This window comes from Paraburkholderia sp. SG-MS1 (assembly GCF_012275575.1).
In the GTDB taxonomy this organism is placed as follows: domain Bacteria; phylum Pseudomonadota; class Gammaproteobacteria; order Burkholderiales; family Burkholderiaceae; genus Paraburkholderia.
Window position 1 is genome coordinate 1 of the sequence record NZ_NPIH01000281.1, and the last position, 19,942, is coordinate 19,942.

At 63.6% G+C, this 19,942-nt stretch carries 21 protein-coding genes; 17 read left to right on the forward strand and 4 right to left on the reverse strand.

The genetic code is table 11. The annotated features are described in order from the left end of the window. The 6 genes from CIC12_RS30145 to ftsB form a co-directional block, all read left to right on the forward strand. Positions 1-712: ComEC/Rec2 family competence protein (locus CIC12_RS30145; protein WP_168669820.1), on the forward strand; the 712-nt coding region annotated here is incomplete at its 5' end. 166 nt (positions 713-878) lie between these two features. Continuing rightward, positions 879-1,682 (forward strand): alpha/beta fold hydrolase, encoded by an 804-nt coding sequence (locus CIC12_RS30150; protein WP_168669822.1) that lies wholly within the window; start codon positions 879-881, stop codon positions 1,680-1,682. 431 nt (positions 1,683-2,113) lie between these two features. Then, positions 2,114-3,787: a CTP synthase gene (locus CIC12_RS30155; protein WP_168669824.1), complete on the forward strand. Its 1,674-nt coding sequence runs from the start codon at positions 2,114-2,116 to the stop codon at positions 3,785-3,787. Continuing rightward, the gene (gene kdsA / locus CIC12_RS30160) at positions 3,784-4,638 is read left to right on the forward strand and encodes a 3-deoxy-8-phosphooctulonate synthase (protein WP_168669826.1); all 855 of its coding nucleotides are present in this window, start codon (positions 3,784-3,786) and stop codon (positions 4,636-4,638) included. The genes CIC12_RS30155 and kdsA overlap by 4 nt, the downstream gene beginning before the upstream one ends. Positions 4,639-4,821: 183 nt before the next feature. Beyond that, positions 4,822-6,105, forward strand: a complete 1,284-nt coding sequence (eno, locus tag CIC12_RS30165; protein WP_168669828.1) for a phosphopyruvate hydratase — start codon at positions 4,822-4,824, stop codon at positions 6,103-6,105. A 108-nt stretch (positions 6,106-6,213) separates the two neighbouring features. Continuing rightward, a complete protein-coding gene (ftsB, locus tag CIC12_RS30170) occupies positions 6,214-6,642 on the forward strand; it encodes a cell division protein FtsB (protein WP_168669830.1) in 429 nt (142 codons plus the stop codon). 127 nt (positions 6,643-6,769) lie between these two features. On the opposite strand, the gene CIC12_RS30175 is transcribed toward ftsB, so the two are convergent. From CIC12_RS30175 to CIC12_RS30185, 3 genes are all read right to left on the reverse strand, one after another. Next, positions 6,770-7,150, reverse strand: coding sequence for a hypothetical protein (locus CIC12_RS30175; RefSeq protein ID WP_168669832.1), 381 nt, complete (start codon positions 7,148-7,150; stop codon positions 6,770-6,772). 203 nt (positions 7,151-7,353) lie between these two features. Continuing rightward, positions 7,354-8,304, reverse strand: coding sequence for an Hsp33 family molecular chaperone HslO (gene hslO / locus CIC12_RS30180; RefSeq protein ID WP_168669833.1), 951 nt, complete (start codon positions 8,302-8,304; stop codon positions 7,354-7,356). Positions 8,305-8,347: 43 nt separating this feature from the next. After that, entirely contained in the window at positions 8,348-8,872 is a 525-nt protein-coding gene (locus CIC12_RS30185; protein ID WP_168669834.1) for a gamma carbonic anhydrase family protein, read from the reverse strand. Between the two features lie 277 nt (positions 8,873-9,149). Between CIC12_RS30185 and CIC12_RS30190 the strand changes: the two genes are divergently transcribed. From CIC12_RS30190 to CIC12_RS30235, 10 genes are all read left to right on the forward strand, one after another. Continuing rightward, positions 9,150-10,043, forward strand: coding sequence for a ferritin-like domain-containing protein (locus CIC12_RS30190; RefSeq protein ID WP_168669835.1), 894 nt, complete (start codon positions 9,150-9,152; stop codon positions 10,041-10,043). 82 nt (positions 10,044-10,125) lie between these two features. Continuing rightward, complete coding sequence (locus CIC12_RS30195) at positions 10,126-11,010, forward strand: alpha/beta fold hydrolase (RefSeq protein WP_168669836.1); 885 nt, start codon at positions 10,126-10,128, stop codon at positions 11,008-11,010. Positions 11,011-11,112: 102 nt separating this feature from the next. Next, positions 11,113-11,943: a 3',5'-nucleoside bisphosphate phosphatase gene (locus CIC12_RS30200; protein WP_168669837.1), complete on the forward strand. Its 831-nt coding sequence runs from the start codon at positions 11,113-11,115 to the stop codon at positions 11,941-11,943. A 163-nt stretch (positions 11,944-12,106) separates the two neighbouring features. Then, on the forward strand, positions 12,107-12,742 hold the full coding sequence (locus CIC12_RS30205; RefSeq protein WP_168669838.1) for an L-threonylcarbamoyladenylate synthase: 636 nt from the start codon (positions 12,107-12,109) through the stop codon (positions 12,740-12,742). A gap of 56 nt (positions 12,743-12,798) precedes the next feature. Further along, positions 12,799-13,461 carry a site-2 protease family protein gene (locus CIC12_RS30210; RefSeq protein WP_168669839.1) on the forward strand — a complete coding sequence of 221 codons (663 nt, stop codon included), beginning with the start codon at positions 12,799-12,801 and terminating at the stop codon, positions 13,459-13,461. Between the two features lie 6 nt (positions 13,462-13,467). Beyond that, positions 13,468-14,670: a tryptophan--tRNA ligase gene (locus CIC12_RS30215; protein ID WP_121317372.1), complete on the forward strand. Its 1,203-nt coding sequence runs from the start codon at positions 13,468-13,470 to the stop codon at positions 14,668-14,670. 17 nt (positions 14,671-14,687) lie between these two features. Further along, entirely contained in the window at positions 14,688-15,287 is a 600-nt protein-coding gene (locus tag CIC12_RS30220) for a class I SAM-dependent methyltransferase (RefSeq protein WP_168669840.1), read from the forward strand. 43 nt (positions 15,288-15,330) lie between these two features. Beyond that, a complete protein-coding gene (gene dapA / locus CIC12_RS30225; RefSeq protein ID WP_168669842.1) occupies positions 15,331-16,242 on the forward strand; it encodes a 4-hydroxy-tetrahydrodipicolinate synthase in 912 nt (303 codons plus the stop codon). A 126-nt stretch (positions 16,243-16,368) separates the two neighbouring features. Continuing rightward, positions 16,369-17,511, forward strand: a complete 1,143-nt coding sequence (bamC, locus tag CIC12_RS30230; protein ID WP_168669844.1) for an outer membrane protein assembly factor BamC — start codon at positions 16,369-16,371, stop codon at positions 17,509-17,511. A 7-nt stretch (positions 17,512-17,518) separates the two neighbouring features. Continuing rightward, positions 17,519-18,292: an MBL fold metallo-hydrolase gene (locus CIC12_RS30235; RefSeq protein ID WP_168669846.1), complete on the forward strand. Its 774-nt coding sequence runs from the start codon at positions 17,519-17,521 to the stop codon at positions 18,290-18,292. Between the two features lie 145 nt (positions 18,293-18,437). Here the strand turns inward: CIC12_RS30235 and CIC12_RS30240 are convergent, their stop codons facing one another. Then, positions 18,438-19,136, reverse strand: a complete 699-nt coding sequence (locus CIC12_RS30240) for a Bax inhibitor-1/YccA family protein (RefSeq protein WP_168669848.1) — start codon at positions 19,134-19,136, stop codon at positions 18,438-18,440. 286 nt (positions 19,137-19,422) lie between these two features. On the opposite strand from CIC12_RS30240, the gene ndk reads away from it, so the two are divergent. Next, positions 19,423-19,848, forward strand: coding sequence for a nucleoside-diphosphate kinase (gene ndk, locus CIC12_RS30245; RefSeq protein WP_042322811.1), 426 nt, complete (start codon positions 19,423-19,425; stop codon positions 19,846-19,848). The last annotated feature ends 94 nt before the right edge of the window (positions 19,849-19,942 follow it).

A 19,942-nucleotide genomic window follows, 5' to 3' on the forward strand; every position in this document is an offset into this window, starting at 1 on the left:
GCAGGCGCACGGCGTGACGGCGCTCGACACGCTGATCGTCAGTCACGCCGACTCCGATCACGCGGGCGGCGCGCCCGCCGTGCTCGATGCGATCGAGGTCCGCCAGATGGTGGCCGCATTGGCGCCGGACCACCCGCTGTGGGCCGGCGCGAAGCAGCACGGCGCGGCCACGCTGCCCTGCGCGGCTGGGCAGCGTTGGCAGTGGGACGGCGTCGAGTTCGCCATGCTTTGGCCGGACGCCGGGCCGCTGCAGGGTAAGCCCAATGCGCATTGCTGCGTGCTGCGGGTTGCCACGTTGGCGGACGCGGCGAGCCAATCCGTCACGCATGACCGGACCGGGCAGCCGCGCGTCGCGGCCTTGCTGAGCGCGGACATCGAGGCGCCTGCCGAACGCGTGCTGCTCGCGCGTGATCGCGGCGCATTGCGCGCTCAGGTGCTGGTCGTGCCACATCATGGCAGCAAGACCTCGTCCACCGAGCCATTCCTCGACTCTGTCGAGCCGTCCATCGCGTTATTTCAGGTAGGCTATCGCAACCGCTTTCATCATCCGAACGTAGGGGTGTTCGAGCGCTACAAGGCGCGCCATATCGAGCTCGCGCGCAGCGATACGGACGGCGCGGTGCGCGTCGATGCGAGCCCGGCGGCGAACGGCGCGGCGCTCACGCTCGAACGCTATCGCGACACGCAGCGCCGCTACTGGATGGATCGCTGATCGTGCGTGCTGGCCCGTTGGCCGCTCAGTCTCCGGCAGCACTGGCAGACGAACGCGCCGAGGCCGAGGCCGGTGCACAGGAGCGGCACGCACGCATTCGCGCAAAGCGCCCCGCAAACACGTCCGCGCAGGCCACAAGCAAAAAACAGAATGGAGATAGCCGCAGTTGAAAAACATCATTCATTTCTCGCACGCGAACGGCTTTCCGGCATCGACCTACCGGACCATCTTCGCCGAACTCGCCGACGACTATGAACTGCGCTCCATCGAGCGCATCGGCCACGATGCGCGCTTTCCGGTGACGCAGGACTGGCCGCATCTGGTCGAACAGCTGCTCGAGGACATTGGCCGCTCGTACGAGCAGCCTGTGTGGCTGGTGGGGCATTCGCTCGGCGGTTATCTGTCGCTGATGGCCGCGCTGAAAAAGCCGCAGTGGGTGAGGGGCGTGGTGATGCTCGATTCGCCGGTGATCGCCGGCTGGCGCAGCAGCATGCTGCGCGTATCGCAGTGGACGGGGCTCGACGAGCGGCTGTCGCCCGCGGCCGCCACCCGCACGCGCCGCACGCACTGGGCGAGCCGCGACGAAGCGTGGCGGCACTTTCATGCGAAGCCCGCGTTCGCGCGCTGGGACGAGCGCATGCTGTCCGACTACATCGACTTCGGCGTCCCGCAGACTTCGCCCGACGGCGGGCGCACGCTGGCCTTCGACCGGCGCACCGAATATCAGATCTACAGGACCTTGCCGCACACGCTCGGCGCGCGGCTCGCCCGGGGCGCACCGGTGCCGGTCGGGTTCATCGCGGGCACGCGCTCGAAGGAAATCCGCCAGGCCGGTCTCGATGCCACCCGCCGCGCCGCCAATGGCCATCTCGAGTGGATCGAGGGCAGCCATCTCTATCCGATGGAAAAGCCGCTCGAAACCGCGCGCGCGGTGCAGAGGATGCTGCACGAGCTGGAGCGGGGCGCCTGAGGGTTGGCGGCAAGGTGGGCGTGAGTCACGAGAGAGCTAAAACGCTATTCGAGCGGCTTCAGGATCGATTCGCGGGTCAAGTACGGCGCGGGCGTTGGAGGTCGGAGGCTGGCAACGGAAGGCGGCGCGGCCAATGCGGCGCCGAGCGATATGACACACGGGTCGTGCGTCGGCTCCATGTGGACAGAGCACCTCACTGCGCCAGCCGAAACACGCCGCCGCAACATTGACCGGATGCTCTGGCGCGCGTCACCCCGCCAGCAGCCGCGCGCGCGACTCGCCTAACTGCCAGCGCCCGTCAAAAGCGGTGCATGATCGACGCTCGGCGCTTGCCGCCGCGGCAGCATCCGCACGCGCAGATGGCGCTCGGATTTTGCTGGGTCGGGCCCTTGCTTTACGGTATAATCCGTTTTTCCCGCGAGCATCCAGCGATGACCAAATATGTTTTCGTCACCGGCGGCGTAGTATCTTCCCTCGGCAAGGGTATTGCCGCCGCTTCCCTCGCCGCGATCCTCGAATCGCGCGGTCTTAAAGTCACCCTCCTCAAGCTCGATCCGTACATCAACGTCGACCCCGGCACGATGAGCCCGTTCCAACACGGCGAAGTGTTCGTGACGGAAGATGGAGCAGAGACCGACCTCGACCTTGGCCACTATGAGCGCTTCATCAGCACGAAGATGCGCAAGGCCAACAACTTCACCACGGGTCAGATTTACGAATCGGTAATCCGCAAGGAGCGCCGCGGCGATTATCTCGGCAAGACGGTGCAGGTCATCCCGCACATCACGAACGAAATCCAGGCATTCGTCGAGCGCGGCGCAGCTTCCGCGACGTGCGGCGAGCCGGATGTCGCGATCGTCGAAGTCGGCGGCACCGTCGGCGACATCGAATCGCTGCCATTCCTCGAGGCCGCGCGTCAGATGAGTCTGCGCATGGGGCGCAACAGTGCGTGCTTCGTGCACCTCACGCTGGTGCCCTGGGTCGCCACCGCCGGCGAACTCAAAACCAAGCCCACGCAACACAGCGTGCAGAAGCTGCGTGAAATCGGCATCTCGCCGCACGTGCTGCTGTGCCGCGCCGACCGCCGCATTCCGGACGACGAGCGCGCGAAGATCTCGATGTTCTCGAACGTGCCCGAAGACGCGGTGATTTCCGTGTGGGACGCGGACAGCATCTACAAGATTCCGCAGATGCTGCACGACCAGGGTCTGGACGCGATCATCTGCGAAGAGCTCAAGCTCACGCCGAAGCCCGCGGATCTGTCCATGTGGTCCGACCTCGTCGAGAAGCTCCAGCATCCGAAGCACGAAGTGACGATCGGCATGGTCGGCAAGTATGTCGATCTGACCGAGTCGTACAAGTCGCTGATCGAAGCGCTGCGCCATGCGTCGATGCATACGGCAACGCGCGTCAACATCGAATACATCGATTCCGAAGAAGTCGAGACGCAGGGCGTCGAGAGCCTCAAGCATCTCGACGCGGTGCTCGTGCCGGGCGGTTTCGGCCGTCGCGGCACCGAAGGCAAGATCGCCGCGATTCGCTATGCACGCGAAGCGAAGGTGCCGTATCTCGGCATCTGTCTCGGCATGCAACTGGCTGTGATCGAATTCGCCCGCGACGTGGTCGGCCTGAAGAACGCGAACAGCACCGAGTTCGATCAGGAAACCGAGAACCGCGTGGTCGCGCTGATCACCGAGTGGTACGACCGCGAAGGCCGTGTCGAGAAGCGCACCGAAGAATCGGATCTGGGCGGCACGATGCGCCTCGGTTCGCAACGTTGCCCGATCAAGCCCGGCACGATGGCCGAAGAGATCTACGGCAAGGACGTGAACGAGCGTCATCGTCACCGTTATGAAGTCAATAACCGCTTCGTGCCCCAGCTTGAAGCGGGTGGTCTTATCATCAGCGCGCGTACCCCGAGTGAAGATCTGCCGGAAATGATGGAATTGCCGCGCAGCATGCACCCGTGGTTCGTCGGCGTGCAGTTCCATCCGGAATTCACGTCTACGCCGCGTGACGGTCATCCGCTGTTCAAGTCGTTTGTCGAGGCGGCGCTTGCGCGTCAGCAGTCGCGCGCGGCGAGCGAAGTCGGGGAGAAAGCATGAAACTGGGCGATTTCGAAATCGGGCTCGACAAGCCGTTTTTCCTGATCGCAGGCACCTGTGTCGTCGAATCCGAACAGATGACGATCGACACAGCGGGCCGCCTGAAGGAAATCTGCGCGAAGCTGAACATTCCGTTCATCTACAAATCGTCGTACGACAAGGCCAATCGCAGCAGCGGCAAGTCGTTCCGCGGTCTGGGCATGGACGAAGGTTTGCGCATCCTGTCGGAAGTGAAGCGTCAGCTCGGTCTGCCGGTGCTGACCGACGTTCACGCCGAGCACGAGATCGAACAGGTGGCGTCGGTGGTCGACGTGCTGCAAACGCCGGCTTTCCTGTGCCGTCAAACCGATTTCATCCACGCTTGCGCGCGTTCGGGCAAACCGGTCAACATCAAGAAAGGCCAGTTCCTCGCGCCGCACGACATGAAGAACGTGATCGACAAGGCGCGCGACGCGGCGCGTGAGGCGGGTCTGTCGGAAGACCGCTTCATGGCGTGCGAGCGCGGCGTGTCGTTTGGTTATAACAACCTCGTGTCGGACATGCGTTCGATCGCGATCATGCGCGAGACCAACGCGCCGGTCGTGTTCGATGCGACCCACTCGGTGCAATTGCCGGGCGGGCAGGGTACGAGCTCCGGCGGCCAGCGCGAATTCGTGCCGGTGCTGGCGCGTGCCGCCGTGGCGGTCGGCGTCGCCGGTCTCTTCATGGAAACGCATCCGAATCCGGCGCAGGCCAAATCGGACGGTCCCAACGCCGTGCCGCTCAATCGCATGGCGGACCTGCTCGAGACGCTGGTGACGCTCGACCAGGCCGTCAAGCGCGCGCCGTTCCTCGAAAGCGATTTCAACTGAAACTGATTCGGGCATTCGCCGCGTGTCACGATTGGCTTGCATAATGAGCGCCCTCGTCGGCGCACGGCGAATGTTGGCGATGGTCGTCGAACGTATCTACGCGCGAGTTGTCTGTCGGGGAGGCCGGCAGGCGCCAGATACAGTGTCACAGTAAAGAATTCAACGTCATTTCTTGAGGAAACCATGAGTGCTATCGTAGATATCATCGGTCGAGAGATTCTCGATTCGCGAGGCAACCCCACCGTCGAATGCGACGTGCTGCTCGAGTCGGGCACGATGGGCCGCGCCGCGGTGCCGTCGGGCGCGTCCACGGGCTCGCGCGAAGCCATCGAACTGCGCGACGGCGAAGCCGGTCGTTACGGCGGCAAGGGCGTGCTGAAGGCCGTCGAGCACATCAACACTGAAATCTCCGAAGCGATCATGGGCCTCGACGCTTCCGAGCAGGCCTTCCTCGACAAGACCCTGCTGGAACTCGACGGCACCGACAACAAGTCGCGCCTCGGCGCGAACGCGATGCTGGCCGTGTCGATGGCCGTTGCGAAGGCTGCCGCTGAAGAAGCCGGCCTGCCGCTGTACCGCTACTTCGGCGGCTCGGGCGCCATGCAACTGCCGGTGCCCATGATGAACATCGTCAACGGCGGCGCGCACGCGAACAACAGCCTCGACATCCAGGAATTCATGATCGTGCCGGTCAGCCAGCCGACCTTCCGCGAAGCACTGCGCTGCGGCGCCGAGGTGTTCCACGCGCTGAAGAAGATCCTGTCGGATCGCGGCATGAGCACGGCGGTGGGCGACGAAGGCGGCTTCGCGCCGAACTTCGGCAGCAACGAAGAATGCCTGTCGACCATCCTGCAAGCCATCGAGAAAGCAGGCTACCGCGCCGGTGAAGACGTGCTGCTCGCGCTCGACTGCGCAGCGAGCGAGTTCTACCACGACGGCAAGTACCAGCTGGCCGGCGAAGGCCTGCAACTGTCGTCGACGGAATTCGCGGACTATCTGGCGAACCTGGCCGACAAGTTCCCGATCGTGTCGATCGAAGATGGCATGCACGAAAGCGACTGGGCAGGCTGGAAGACGCTGACCGAGAAGCTCGGCAAGAAGGTGCAGCTGGTCGGCGACGACCTGTTCGTCACCAACACGCGCATCCTGAAGGAAGGCATCGAGAAGGGCATCGCCAACTCGATCCTGATCAAGATCAATCAGATCGGCACGCTGACGGAAACCTTCGCGGCCATCGAAATGGCCAAGCGCGCCGGCTACACTGCCGTGATCTCGCACCGTTCGGGCGAAACCGAAGATTCGACGATCGCGGACATCGCGGTCGGCCTGAATGCCGGCCAGATCAAGACGGGTTCGCTGTCGCGTTCGGACCGCATCTCGAAGTACAACCAGCTGCTGCGTATCGAGGAAGATCTCGGCGATATCGCGAGCTATCCGGGCAAGTCGGCGTTCTACAACCTGCGCTAAGCAGCCGGTTTGCCAGCGCTGACCGATGAGCCGGTTTTCCTTCGTTTCTGATTGACCTCGCCGCCCTGCGTATAGCGCAGGGCGGCGCGTATTTATTGTGCTTACTTCATGCGGCTTGTCACTGCTGTCCTGATCGTTCTGCTGGCGCTGATCCAGTACCCGCTCTGGTGGGGCCATGGCGGCTGGTTGCGCGTGCACGAGTTGCAGCAGCAACTCGCGCAGCAAGTGCAAAAGAATGCCGATTCGAAACTGCGCAACGAACGTATTCAGGGCGAAGTGCAGGATTTGCAGAACGGCACCGCCGCGGTCGAAGAGCGGGCGCGCTACGAAATGGGCATGGTGAAGGACGGCGAAGTGTTCGTGCAGTTCGTGTCGCCGAATGCGCCATTGCCGACGGCGAATACGCCTTCGGTCACCACTTCCACGCGTGGGGAAGTCTCGGCCGCGCCGCTGCATGTGGTGCCGAATCCGGAGTCGCGTGCGAAGCCGGATCGCAAGCGCGGCGCCAAGGCGGCCAAGGACAAGACGGCGCATTGAGTCTCGCTGCCCGGCGTTGACTCAGTTGGAAGGATGCAAAAAAGCGCGGTTCAGAAATGAGCCGCGCTTTTTTTCGGGGATTCACTGACTTTCGGAGCGCCGATCGGCGATGAATCGCGGCTCCGCACTACCAGCCCCAGGTCGGTCCAAAGCCGACACCGATACCGGTGCCCCAGCCCCGTCCCCAGCCGCCGCTCGAATAGCCGCCAAACACGCGCACGGGCGGTGAGTAGTAACGCGACCATGCCTGCGCGGCGTTCTCGGCGGCAATCGCCTGATCCTGCTCGAACAGCACCTGATGGTCGATCGCATCATAACGTGCGAGCTCTTCAGGCGTGAGCCGCGCGGGGGCATAGACAGCGCCGGATTGATCGGGAGGAAGACGGCTCAAAATCTGCGACGGCCCCGGTGGGTTCATCGCGCAGCCGCTCAGCGCCGCGCTCCCCACGACCATGACCATGGCAACCAGCTTGCACGCATCACGTTTTAACGAAGCAGCGTAGTTCATGTTCGATCTCCATCGGTCGGATGCCTAAGTAAAACATGCGTAGCATGCATCGCCAATGATTCAACGTAACGACGATAAAAGGTAACGCGCCGCCCAAGCCGTGAAAAGGACATGGGCGGCGCGTAGTAATAGCCGTCAAACTACGCGGTGGCTGCAGGCGCCGCTGACACCGCATCGCGCCCGCAGCCACCGCCGCAAGCCGGTTAGTGCCGCTGGTCGGCAGCCGGCGTCACGCCTTGTGAGAGTGCGTTGGCGACGAAAAGTTGCGCCACGTCCACCGGATCGAATTCATAGCGCTGATTGCAGAACTCGCAGTGAATCTCGACGTGGCCACGCTCCTCGATCACGCCGTCCACTTCCTCGCGACCGAGCATCTTCAGCATGCCACCGACTTTTTCGCGCGAGCACGTGCATTCGAAACGTGCCGTGGCCGGTTCGAAATGCTGGACGTTCTCCTGCCAGAACAGGCGCCGGAACACCGTTTCCGGTTCTTCCTTCAGCAACTCGTCTTGCGATAGCGTGCTGCCGAGCGTGCAGACCCGCTCCCACGTGTCCGCATCGAGTTCGCCCGGATGCGGGACGATTCCGCCGTCACCCGGCAGTTTCTGCAACAGCATGCCGACCGCGCGCTCGGTGTTGGCCGCGAGCCAGAGGCGCGTGTCGAGTTGCTCTGAGTGATGCATGTAATGTTCGAGCACTTCAGCCATCGACTTGAGCGGGCCATCCACGCCCGAGAGCGGCACGATACTTTGATATGGCTGCTGACCGGGCTGTTTGTCGGCCGGGTCAAGCGTGATCACGCAGCGGCCATGGCCGCTCGCGTTCAGCAGATCGACCATCGAGGTCGCCTCGTCGATCGTGTGGTTCGCGTCGACGGACAGCTTGGCCGTGGCGCGCATCGACAGATCGGAGCCGCACTGGACCACCAGCATCTTGATCGGGCCGTCGCCGAAAATCTGCATGACGAGCGTGCCGTCGAACTTGAGGTTCGCCGACAGCAGTGCGCACGCGGCCATCATCTCGCCGAGAATCGTCCGCACGGGCGCCGGATAATCGCGGCGCGTCAGCACTTCCTGCCACGTATTGCGCAACGAAACGATCTCGCCGCGCACCGGCGCCGCGCTGAACATGAATTTTTGCAACTGGTCGCTCACAACTTTTCCTCGGTGGAATGGCGCAGCTCGCACGCGCCGGCTGTTAGCCGATGCGTACGAGCTGCGCCTTGAAATATTCGCGGCGCTCGGCATAGCTTGCCGTGCCGCGCTGCATATTGGCGATATCCGCCTCGGTCAGTTCGCGCACCACCTTGGCGGGCGCGCCGAGAATCAGCGAATTGTCGGGAAACACCTTGCCTTCGGTGACGATGGCGCCCGCTCCGACCAGACAGTTGCGGCCGATCACCGCGCCATTCAAGACCACGGCCTGAATTCCGATCAGCGAGCCTTCCCTGACCGTGCAGCCGTGCAGCATGACCTGATGGCCGACCGTCACGTTCGGCTCGATCGTCAGCGGAAAGCCGGGATCGGTGTGCAGCACCGCGTTTTCCTGCACATTGCTGCCTGCGCCGATGGTGATCGCCTCGTTGTCGCCACGGATCGTTGCGCCGAACCAGACGCTCGCGTTTTCCTCGAGCTTCACGTTGCCGATGATGGTCGCCGAATCCGCGACGAACACGCTTTCATGGATGGTCGGGGCGGCTTCGCCAAGCTTGTAAATCGTCACAGTGTCTCCTCTTGATCGGTCGCGGCGCACGCGTCGGGGTGTCCCTTCCCGCTGGCACGATGGGCGCGCTGGCGGGTCGAATCGAGTATTGTAAACGTTTGTGTGATTGCGCCGCCTGCCGCTGCTGGGCAAGCTCGCCGGATTCTGGTTCGCATAGCGGCCATATTGTGCGAGCGCTAGTTCCACGCACGCGCCGTTCCTTGCCGGGCGGCCTGCCGCACCTTCGCGCTTCTCCGTTTTTTCTTCATTAGCCGTTTCCTTCGCCGACCCGCTTGCCATGATGTCCGCAACTCCGTCCGTTGCACCTGCTTCGTCTGGACCGAATGCCCAAGGCCAGCCTGATTGCGCGCGTACCGCCGCGCTGGCCGCCTTGCGCGAGAGCGATCCTGCTACCAAGGCGGCCGCGGCCCGTGCCTTGTACGCCGCCGCGCTCGCGGGCAGCGCAGCGTGTTCCGCACACCTGGAGCTCGACGAGCCCGCCGGCCTGCCGGGGCGTCCAGAACGGCCCGAACTGGTCGATCCGCGCCAGTTGAAACGACGCAGCATGCAGTCTCCGCAAGGCCGGGCGGTGCTACTGCATGCGCTCGCGCACATCGAATTCAACGCGATCAACCTGGCGCTCGACGCCGTCTGGCGCTTCGCGGGCATGCCTGCCGCTTTCTATACCGACTGGCTCAAGGTCGCGGCCGAGGAGGCGTATCACTTCTCGCTACTGGCCGCGCGCCTCGCGCAATACGGGCACGCGTACGGCGATTTCCCCGCACACGACGGCCTCTGGGACATGTGCGAGCGCACGCGAGCCGACGTGCTCGCGCGCATGGCGCTGGTGCCACGCACGCTTGAAGCACGCGGCCTCGACGCTTCACCGCCGATCCGCGCGCGCCTGCTGCAGGCGGGCGATCAGGCGTCCGCGGCGATTCTCGACGTGATCCTGCGCGACGAAATCGGCCATGTGCTGATCGGCAACCGCTGGTTTCGTCATTTGTGCGAGGCGAGCGGCCTGGACGCGCACGAGACCTACACACGCCTTGCCGATCAGTATCACGCACCGAAATTACGTGGGCCGTTCAATTTCGAGGCGCGCCGCGACGCGGGTTTCGACGAAGCGGAACTCGCCGCGCTGGCCAGTCTGGACGCCCAGCAGCCGGTTCCACCGACCGGGAGCGCCTGAACGCTCCTTCCATGATCCGCCCCCACGTAGCGCCCGACTATCTCTATAATCGAACGATCATTCTTTTTTCGGGCGTCCGGTCATGAATACTTCCCGGTCTGAGTTCGTTGCCGTGCGCGGCATCCGTCTGCATGTACGGCGTTGGGGCAATCCCGATGCGCCCATGCTGTTCATGCTGCACGGCTGGATGGACGTGGCAGCTTCGTTCCAGTTCGTCGTCGATGCGTTGGGCGGCAACTGGCAGGTGCTCGCACCGGACATGCGCGGCTTTGGCCTGTCGGACTGGCCGGTGGCCGAACGCGGTGGCGGCAGCTATTGGATCCATGACTATGTGGCCGATCTCGACGCGCTGCTCGACCACTATGCGCCGGACGGCGAGGTGAATCTGGTGGGGCACAGCATGGGCGCGAACATCGTCTGCCTGTATGCGGGCGTGCGGCCCGAGCGGGTGCGAAGGGTGGTCGATCTGGAGGGCTTCGGGCTCGCGCCCTCGCACTCGGCGCAAGCGCCCAGACGGCTGCGCAACTGGCTCGACGAGCTGCGTGATCCGCCGCAATTGAAGCGTTATGCGTCGCTCGACGATGTCGCCGCCCGCCTGATCAAGACCAATCCGCGCCTCGACCCGCAGCGTGCGCGGTTTCTCGCGCAGCACTGGTCGAAGCCCGATGGCGAAGGGCGGCACATGCTGCTCGCCGATCCGGCGCACAAGCTGCGCGGCCCGACGCTGTACCGGCTCGACGAAGTAATGGCCGTGTGGCGCAATGTCAGCGCGAAAGTGCTGCACGTGGAGGCGGCCAACTCGCCGACGCTCGCGCAGATCGCCGGCGAGATTCCGCTCGACGAGTTCAAGGCGCGTTTCCAGGCGTTCCCTAACTGGCGCGAGAAGATCATCGACGAGGCGGGGCACATGGTGCATCACGACCAGCCGGAGCAGGTGGCCGCCTTGATCGAGGGATTCTGTTCCTGAAATCGTCACATAGTGGGAAGGATCGCGCCGGCGGCGCGAGATAGCTCTGCGTCCACTTAGTGCGTTGCAGTAAAATGGCCGGAGAACCTTTCGAAGACCACGATGAACGCTGATCTGCACTGTCACTCCACCGTTTCCGACGGCCAGTTCGCGCCGGCCGACGTTGCGCGCCGCGCGCATGCGGGCGGCGTGACGCTGTGGGCGCTCACCGACCACGACGAGCTCGGTGGCCAGCGGGAAGCACGCGCCACCGCGGAGGCGCTCGGCATGGGCTACGTGAGTGGCGTCGAAATTTCGGTGACGTGGGCCTCGCGCACCGTGCACATCGTCGGACTAGGCATCGATCCGACCAGTTCGATCCTGATCGACGGCCTTGCGCGCACCCGCGACGGCCGCGCCGCGCGCGCCGAAGCGATCGGCGAGCAACTGGCCACGCTCGGCATTCCGGACGCATATCAAGGCGCGCTCCAGTACGTGTCGAACCCGGACATGATTTCGCGCACCCATTTTGCGCGTTTCATGGTCGAGCACGGCTATTGCACCTCCACGCAGGACGTGTTCAACCGCTATCTCGGCGACGGCAAACCGGGCTATGTGGCGCACCGCTGGTCCAAGCTGGCCGACGCGGTCGGCTGGATCCAGGCGGCCGGCGGGGAGGCGATCATCGCGCATCCGGGCCGCTACGCGTACACGCCGGTCGAATTCGACGCGTTTTTCGCCGAGTTCATCGATCTCGGCGGCAAGGCGATCGAAGTGGTGACGGGCAGCCACACGCCCGATCAATACCGCGAATACGCGGACGTCGCGCGCCGTTTCGGTTTCGAGGCGTCGCGCGGGTCCGACTTCCACGCACCCGGCGAAGGCCGCATCGACCTCGGCACGCTGCCGCAATTGCCCTCCGATCTCAAGCCCGTCTGGGAACGCTGGCTGTGATCGCGCGCCGTGCCTTACGGCACGTCACGCGCGGGAGCCGGCCGGGCCTGGCATATGCCCGCATCCGAACTGCCAGCCGCCCATGATTCATTCGCCGTTCACGATCCCGTTGCGGTTCGTTTGAAATTCACCCGACGTTCATCGATAGCCACCGTTAGTCAACATGTCCCAATACTTTCGGCTTCATCCCGACAACCCGCAGCCGCGCCTCGTCAAGCAGGCCGTGCAGATCATCAGGGACGGCGGCGTGGTCGCATTGCCGACGGACTCGAGCTACGCGCTTGCCTGCCAGCTCGACGACAAGGATGCGGCCGAGCGCCTGCGGCGTATTCGCGGCCTCGACGAGAAGCAGTTGCTGTCGCTGCTGGTGCGCGATCTGTCGGAACTGGCGAACTTTGCGATGGTGGACAACCGGCAGTACCGCCTGATCAAGTCGGTGACGCCAGGCCCCTACGTGTTCGTGTTGCAGGCGACCAAAGAAGTGCCGCGGCGCCTGTCGCACCCCTCACGCAAGACCATCGGTCTGCGGGTGCCGGACCACGCGATCACGCTTGCGATTCTCGAAGAACTCGGCCAGCCGCTGCTCGGCTCGACGTTGATCATGCCGGGCGAAACCGAGCCGTTGAACGACCCCGAAGAAATCCGCGAGCGGCTGGAAAAGCAGGTGGATCTGGTGATCGACGGCGGCGCCTGCGTGTGCGAGCCGTCGACGGTGATTGATCTGACCGGCGGCCAGCCGCTGCTGGTGCGGGCAGGGCGCGGATCTCTCGCGCCCTTCGGGCTCGAAGAGACGGCCTGAGCGACATGAATGAAAGCGGACAGACGCACGCAATCGCGTTGTTACAATAGCGAGTTATGGATTCTTCCCTGATACAGACCATTGCGGTGTACGCGCTGCCGGTTGTTTTCGCGATTACGCTGCACGAAGCCGCACACGGCTACGTCGCGCGCTGGCTCGGCGACAATACCGCCTACGTGCTCGGCCGCGTGTCGATCAATCCGATGCGGCACATCGATCCGCTCGGCACGATTGCGATTCCCTTGCTTCTGTACTTCGCCACCAGCGGCGCGTTCGTGTTCGGCTACGCGAAGCCGGTGCCGGTCGCTTTCGGCAATTTGCGCAATCCCCGCTGGGGCAGCCTGTGGGTCGCGGCGGCGGGCCCCGGCTCCAATTTCATCCAGGCGGTGATCTGGGGCCTGTTCGGCGTCGCGCTGGCAGTGTTCAATGTCGACGAACCGTTCTTCACGCGCATGGCGGGCGCGGGTGTGGGGGTGAACCTCGTGCTTGGCGTGCTGAACCTGTTTCCGTTGCCGCCGCTCGACGGCGGCCGCGTGCTGATGGCGCTGTTGCCGCCACGGCAATCGATCGCGCTGTCGCGGCTCGAGCCCTATGGTTTTTTCATCGTGATGGCGCTCGTCATGACCGGCACGTTGACGCGTTATTGGCTGAATCCGCTCGTCACGTTCGGCTACAGTGCGATTACCGCAATCCTGACTCCCCTTGTTTCGCTTTTCTAAATAACCATGTTCCCAGACCGTATCTTCTCCGGCATGCGGCCCACCGGGTCGCTGCACCTCGGCCACTATCACGGCGTGCTGAAAAACTGGGTGCGGCTGCAGTCCGAATACCCGTGCTTCTTTTGCGTGGTCGACTGGCACGCGCTGACGACCCACTACGAAACGCCCGAAGTGATCGAAAAGAACGTCTGGGACGTGCTGATCGACTGGCTCGCGTCCGGCATCGATCCGGCACAGGCGACGCTGTTCATCCAGAGCAAGGTGCCCGAGCACGCGGAGCTGGCGCTGCTGCTCGGTATGAGCACGCCGCTCGGCTGGCTCGAACGCGTGCCGACCTACAAGGAGCAGCAGGAGAAGCTGAAGGACAAGGACCTGTCCACCTACGGCTTCCTCGGTTATCCGGTGCTGATGGCGGCGGACATTCTGCTGTACCGCGGCTCGCTCGTGCCGGTTGGTGAAGACCAGGTGCCGCACGTCGAAATGACGCGCGAAATCGCGCGCCGTTTCAACTACCTGTACGGCCGCGAGCCGGGCTTCGAGCAGAAGGCCAATGAAGCCGCAAAGAAGCTCGGCGGCAAACGCTCCAAGCTCTATCACGAGCTGCGCAATGCCTACCAGCAGGAAGGTGACGACGAGGCGCTCGAGCAGGCGCGCGCGATGTTGCAGGAATCGCAGAGCCTGTCGATGAGCGACCGCGAGCGTCTGTTCGGCTACCTCGAAGGGTCGCGCAAGATCATCCTGGTCGAGCCGCAGGCGATGCTGACCGAAGCGTCGCGCATGCCGGGTCTGGACGGCCAGAAGATGTCGAAGTCGTACGGCAACACGATCGGCCTGCGTGAAGACGCGGAAACGATCACGAAGAAAGTTCGCACCATGCCGACCGATCCGGCTCGCGTGCGCCGCACCGATCCGGGCGATCCGGACAAGTGCCCGGTCTGGCAACTGCACCAGGTCTACACGGACGAAGCGACCCACGAGTGGGTGCAGAAGGGTTGCCGTACGGCGGGCATCGGTTGCCTCGACTGCAAGCAGCCGGTGATCGAAGGCATTCTGCGCGAACAGCAGCCGATGCTCGAACGCGCGCAGAAGTACATGGACGATCCGTCGCTGTTGCGCGCGATCGTCGCCGACGGTTGCGACAAGGCCCGCAAGTACGCGACGGAAACGATGCGCGACGTGCGCGAGGCCATGGGCCTCTCGTACAACTGAGCCGACGGATCGCTGCGATGAACGCGCTCGCCGCCGCCGTCCCTGGATCGGGTGAGCCGTCGCACTGGGTGCGCCAGTGGGCGCATCTGATTGCGCCCGGCGGCGCGGTGCTCGATGTCGCATCGGGGGCGGGGCGGCATGCGCGGTTCTTTGCGTCGCTGGGGCATCCCGTGACCGCACTCGAGCGCGACGCCGTCGCGCTCGACACGCTGCGCGGCGAGCGGCTCATCACGCCGCTTGCCGCCGACCTTGAAGGCGCTCCGTGGCCGTTGTCGGCCGACATGACGTTCGCCGCCGTCGTGGTGACGAACTATCTGCACCGGCCGCTGTTCGCGCAGCTTCTACACGCTCTGGCGCCGGGCGGCGTACTGGTTTACGAGACCTTCGCGCAAGGAAACGAAAGCGTCGGCAAGCCGTCCAATCCGGCGTTTCTGCTCGCGCCCGGCGAGCTTCTCGACAGGGTGCGCGGCCGCCTCCGGGTGGTCGCGTTTCAGGACGGTTTCGTCGCGCAGCCGCGCCCGGCTTACGTCCAGCGGATTTGCGCAATTCTTGAGGCGGAGCGCCCAGGCGACTCCATGCAGGCGGCACCCCCGCCTTGTTACGAGTTGGCTGGCTAATCCGCTACAATCGCGGTTTACCTGATCAAATTCATGGCGTTTCATGACTAACGGCAACCACAGCAACGACGGCGTTCAGATTCGTGGCAGCATTCCTGCCATCATTACCCCGATGCTCGAAGACGGCAGCCTTGATCTGCCGGCGTTTCGCAAACTGATCGACTGGCACATCGCGGAAGGCACGGATGGGCTCGTGGTGGTCGGCACGAGCGGCGAGTCGGCCACGCTGTCGGTCGAAGAGCACGTGCTGATGGTCAAAACCGCGGTCGAGCACACGGCGGGCCGGATTCCGGTGATCGCGGGCTCGGGCGGTAACTCCACCACCGAAGCGATCGAACTCACACAACAGGCGAAAGACGTCGGCGCGCACGCGTCGCTGCAGGTCGTGCCGTACTACAACAAGCCGACTCAGGAAGGCATCTATCGCCACTTCGCGAAGATCGCTGAAACCGTCGATCTGCCGGTGATCCTGTACAACGTGCCGGGCCGCACCGTTGCGGACATGAGCAACGAGACCATTCTGCGCTGTGCACAGGTGCCGGGCATCGTCGGCGTGAAAGAAGCGACCGGCAATATCGAGCGTGCCGCGCACCTGATCAAGTCGGCGCCCGCCCATTTCGGCATCTACAGCGGCGACGATCCCACTGCGATCGCGCTGATGCTGCTCGGCGGCCACGGCAATATCTCGGTCACTGCGAACGTCGCGCCGCGCGCGATGAGCGAACTGTGCAAGGCCGCGCTCGCGGCGGACGCGAAGACCGCGCGCGCGATTCATCTGAAGCTCCTGTCGCTGCATAAGAACCTGTTCATTGAATCGAATCCGATTCCGGCCAAATGGGCGCTGCAGCAACTGGGTCGTGTGCAGGGCGGCATCCGCCTGCCGCTCACGCCGCTCGCCGCGCAGTATCACGAAGTGGTGTGCGCCGCGCTGCGCGAAGCAGGGCTGCTGGCCTAAGCGGTTCGACCGCGGCATCGCGCAGCGCCAACCAGAGACCGCCACCGGCATTCCCTTAACCGACGTCGATCCAGCCCACGTTCCCGGCAGAACCAGGCACCGCGTTCCAGCATCACGAAGGACCTCATGAAACGTTCCGCACTTTCCCTCCACGCAACCCGCATGGCGGCGCTGGCGCTTGCCCTGACGACGCTCGCCGGCTGTGACACGCTGAACGACTGGTTCGCCACCGACCGCGTCAACTACAAGGTTGCGGCGAGCGCGCCGCCGCTCGCCGTTCCGAATGACCTGAGCACCTCGCCGACCGATCAGCGCTATGTTGCACCGCCCGCCAATCTGGCGCTGGGCGGCGCGACGGCGCGCAATGTCACGGCCGCGGGCAACGCCACCGAAGGCCAGCCGACCGCGCAGGACCCGTTCGGCATGCACATCGAGCGTGACGGCGACCGCCGCTGGCTGGTGGTCGACGGCCGCTCGCCGGAACAGCTGTGGCCGCAGTTGCAGGAATTCTGGCAGGAAAATGGTTTCGTCCTGAAAACGGACGCGCCGGCTACCGGCATCATGGTGACCGACTGGGCGGAAAACCGCGCGAATATTCCGGACGACTGGTTCCGCCGCACGGTCGGCAAGGTGATCGACTTCGCGTACTCGTCGGGCACGCGTGACAGCTTCCGCACGCTGGTGTCGCGTGGGTCGTCCGAGACCACGGATATCTCGATCACGCATAGCGCGATGGAAGAAATGCTGACGGGCCAGGACAAGACGTCCTCGCGCTGGGAAGAGCGTCCGCGCGATCCGGCGCTCGAGGCGATGTTCCTCGCCAAGCTGATGGAAAAATTCGGCCTGACCGAAGCGCAATCGAAGCAATTGCTGACCGACGCGCGCCCCGCCACCGCGACCGCGACGATCGACAAGAGCGCGGGCACGTCGACGCTCGACCTGCAGGAATCGTTCGATCGTGCATGGCTGCGCGTGGGACTCGCGCTCGATCGCACCAACTTCACCGTCGATAACCGCGATCGCGCGAAGGGCATCTATTACGTACGCTACGCGGACTCGATGCAGGAACTGAAGCGGGAAGGGCTGCTCGGCAAGCTGTTCTACAGCGGCAGTAGCTCGTCGAAGAAGCCGGGTCAGGAATTCCTCGTCAACGTGCGCTCGAAGAGCGACTCCGTGACGCAAGTGGCGGTGCTCGACGCGAACGGTCAGGTGGACACGTCGTCCGACGCGCAGCGCATCGTGACGCTGCTGCACGCGCAACTTAACTAAGCGGGCCGTGCGCTTCGCAAGTCTCGGCAGCGGTAGTGAAGGCAATGCGTTGCTGGTGGAGGCGCAAAGCGGCGCGACCACCACGCGCGTGTTGCTCGACTGCGGCTTTTCGGCGCGAGAAGTCGAGCGACGGCTGACGCGGATCGGCGCGAGCGTCGAAGGTCTCGACGCCATCCTGATCACGCATGAGCATAGCGATCACATCGGCAGCGCGCTGACGCTGGCGCGCAAATGGTCGATTCCGTTGTACATGAGCTGGGGCACCGCCCGCGCGGTGGGCGCCGACGAAGCCGACGTCGACCTGCAGGTGTTATGGGGCGACGAGGTGGTGGCAATCGGCGACCTCGGCATCCTCCCTTACACCGTTCCTCACGATGCCCGCGAGCCATTGCAATACGTGTTCTCGAATGGCGCGAGCCGGCTGGGTGTGCTGACCGACGTCGGCACGTCCACGCCGCATATCAGCGCGGTACTGAGTGGGTGCGACGCGCTGGTGCTCGAATGCAACCACGATGTGCGGATGCTCGCGGGGAGCCGCTATCCGCAATCGTTGAAGGCGCGCATCGGCGGCAATCATGGGCATTTGAACAACGATGCGGCGGCCGACATTCTGGCTTCACTCGACCGCTCGCGCCTTCGCCACCTCGTCGCTGCGCATTTGAGCCAGCAAAACAATCTGCCGGAACTGGCGCAGGCCGCGATGGCCGGTGTATTGGGCGCGGCGCTGACTGACGTGGTGGTCGCTTCGCAAGATGAGGGATTTGCGTGGCTGAGCGTGTGACGCCCGGTTGCGGGTGACGCATCGATCACGCTTGCTAACGCCGCGGGCATTGCGGCGGTGCAAAGAAAAAGCCCATAACGATTTCTCGTTATGGGCTTTTTTTCTTCAGGGCGAAGCGTTTTGCCGACGCCGCGCCGCGTCAGATTCAGTTGCGGTTGCCGCCGAAGATGCCGAGCAGCGCGAGCAGGTTGACGAACACGTTGTACAGGTCCAGATAGATCGCGAGCGTGGCGGTGATGTAGTTCGTCTCGCCGCCATTCACGACGCGCTGGACGTCGAACAGCATATAGGCCGAGAAGATCACGATGGCCATCACCGAAACCGTCAGCATTAGCGCCGACAGTTGCAGGAACACGTTGGCGACCGAAGCCAGCAGCAGCACGATCACGCCCATGAACAGCCACTTGCCGAGGCCGGAAAAATCGCGCTTGCTGACCGTGGCGATGGTGGCCATTGCCGTGAAGATCACACCAGTGCCACCGAAGGCGAGCATGATCAGCGATGGGCCGTTAGAAAAACCGAGCACGAAGCTCAGGATGCGCGACAGCATCAGGCCCATGAAGAACGTGAAGCCGAGCAGCACGAACACGCCGAGCGAGCTGTCCTTTGTTTTCTGGATCGCGAACATGAAGCCGAACGCGATTGCGAAGAACGCCAGCATGCTCATCGCCGGGCTGGTGGCGGCGAACAGCGTGAAGCCTGTGGCGAGACCCACCCACGCACCGAGCACGGTCGGAATCATGGACAGCGCCAGCAGCCAGTAGGTGTTCCGCAGTACGCGGTTACGCGTTTCGACCGTGCTGACAGCGCCATTGCGGCCAAAGCTATACGGATGTTCGTTCATGGTCTCTCCTTACCTCAGAAGCGTGTGTCGTGATGGTGGTACGGCGGTTTGTGCCGCGCCGGGCGCATGGGGTGGCCGCGAGGCGCAAGGTTTTCATCTCTAAGATTAGCGCCGAAGCACGGAGTTTCAATGCCTCGACAAGCACATACATCGTACGCTACCAGTATTTTGGAAGACGTGCTGCTTTCCTTTCAGTGCTGTAAGGGTTCAATCGCAATCATACACGGAACATGCTACAATAGCGGATTCATTTGAATCTGTAACCTCTTAATTTTTTGGAGTTTTTATGGCGATCGAGCGCACCCTGTCGATTATCAAGCCGGACGCAGTGGCCAAGAACGTGATCGGCCAGATCTACACCCGTTTCGAAAACGCTGGTCTGAAGATCGTGGCATCGCGCATGGTTCACCTCTCGCGCGCTGACGCAGAAAAGTTCTACGCCGTGCACGCTGCACGTCCGTTCTTCAAGGACCTCGTCGAATTCATGATCTCGGGCCCGGTTGTCGTGCAGGCGCTGGAAGGCGAAAACGCCATCCTGAAGCACCGCGATCTGATGGGCGCAACGGACCCGAAGAAGGCCGAAAAGGGCACGATCCGCGCCGACTTCGCCGACAGCATCGACGCTAACGCCGTCCACGGTTCGGACGCGGCTGAAACGGCTGCCGTCGAAATCGCATTTTTCTTCCCGCAAGTGAACGTCTACTCGCGTTAAACCGCGCGCCGAGCCGGTTTGTGTCGCGCGGTTCGTGCAGCCGATGTTTTATCGCACGAATCGTCCGGCAAAGTAGTAAGGTAAAAGCAGCAGG

What these genes read in the sequence shown, in the direction of transcription:
- CIC12_RS30220 (WP_168669840.1), top strand. Translation starts at nt 14,688, where the DNA reads ATGAACGCGCTCGCCGCCGCCGTCCCTGGATCGGGTGAGCCGTCGCAC.
- CIC12_RS30200 (WP_168669837.1), top strand. Translation starts at nt 11,113, where the DNA reads ATGAACGCTGATCTGCACTGTCACTCCACCGTTTCCGACGGCCAGTTC.
- CIC12_RS30190 (WP_168669835.1), top strand. Translation starts at nt 9,150, where the DNA reads ATGATGTCCGCAACTCCGTCCGTTGCACCTGCTTCGTCTGGACCGAAT.
- CIC12_RS30195 (WP_168669836.1), top strand. Translation starts at nt 10,126, where the DNA reads ATGAATACTTCCCGGTCTGAGTTCGTTGCCGTGCGCGGCATCCGTCTG.
- CIC12_RS30210 (WP_168669839.1), top strand. Translation starts at nt 12,799, where the DNA reads ATGGATTCTTCCCTGATACAGACCATTGCGGTGTACGCGCTGCCGGTT.
- dapA (WP_168669842.1), top strand. Translation starts at nt 15,331, where the DNA reads ATGACTAACGGCAACCACAGCAACGACGGCGTTCAGATTCGTGGCAGC.
- ndk (WP_042322811.1), top strand. Translation starts at nt 19,423, where the DNA reads ATGGCGATCGAGCGCACCCTGTCGATTATCAAGCCGGACGCAGTGGCC.
- CIC12_RS30240 (WP_168669848.1), bottom strand. Translation starts at nt 19,136, where the DNA reads ATGAACGAACATCCGTATAGCTTTGGCCGCAATGGCGCTGTCAGCACG.
- ftsB (WP_168669830.1), top strand. Translation starts at nt 6,214, where the DNA reads ATGCGGCTTGTCACTGCTGTCCTGATCGTTCTGCTGGCGCTGATCCAG.
- CIC12_RS30155 (WP_168669824.1), top strand. Translation starts at nt 2,114, where the DNA reads ATGACCAAATATGTTTTCGTCACCGGCGGCGTAGTATCTTCCCTCGGC.
- CIC12_RS30175 (WP_168669832.1), bottom strand. Translation starts at nt 7,150, where the DNA reads ATGAACTACGCTGCTTCGTTAAAACGTGATGCGTGCAAGCTGGTTGCC.
- CIC12_RS30205 (WP_168669838.1), top strand. Translation starts at nt 12,107, where the DNA reads ATGTCCCAATACTTTCGGCTTCATCCCGACAACCCGCAGCCGCGCCTC.
- eno (WP_168669828.1), top strand. Translation starts at nt 4,822, where the DNA reads ATGAGTGCTATCGTAGATATCATCGGTCGAGAGATTCTCGATTCGCGA.
- bamC (WP_168669844.1), top strand. Translation starts at nt 16,369, where the DNA reads ATGAAACGTTCCGCACTTTCCCTCCACGCAACCCGCATGGCGGCGCTG.
- CIC12_RS30215 (WP_121317372.1), top strand. Translation starts at nt 13,468, where the DNA reads ATGTTCCCAGACCGTATCTTCTCCGGCATGCGGCCCACCGGGTCGCTG.
- kdsA (WP_168669826.1), top strand. Translation starts at nt 3,784, where the DNA reads ATGAAACTGGGCGATTTCGAAATCGGGCTCGACAAGCCGTTTTTCCTG.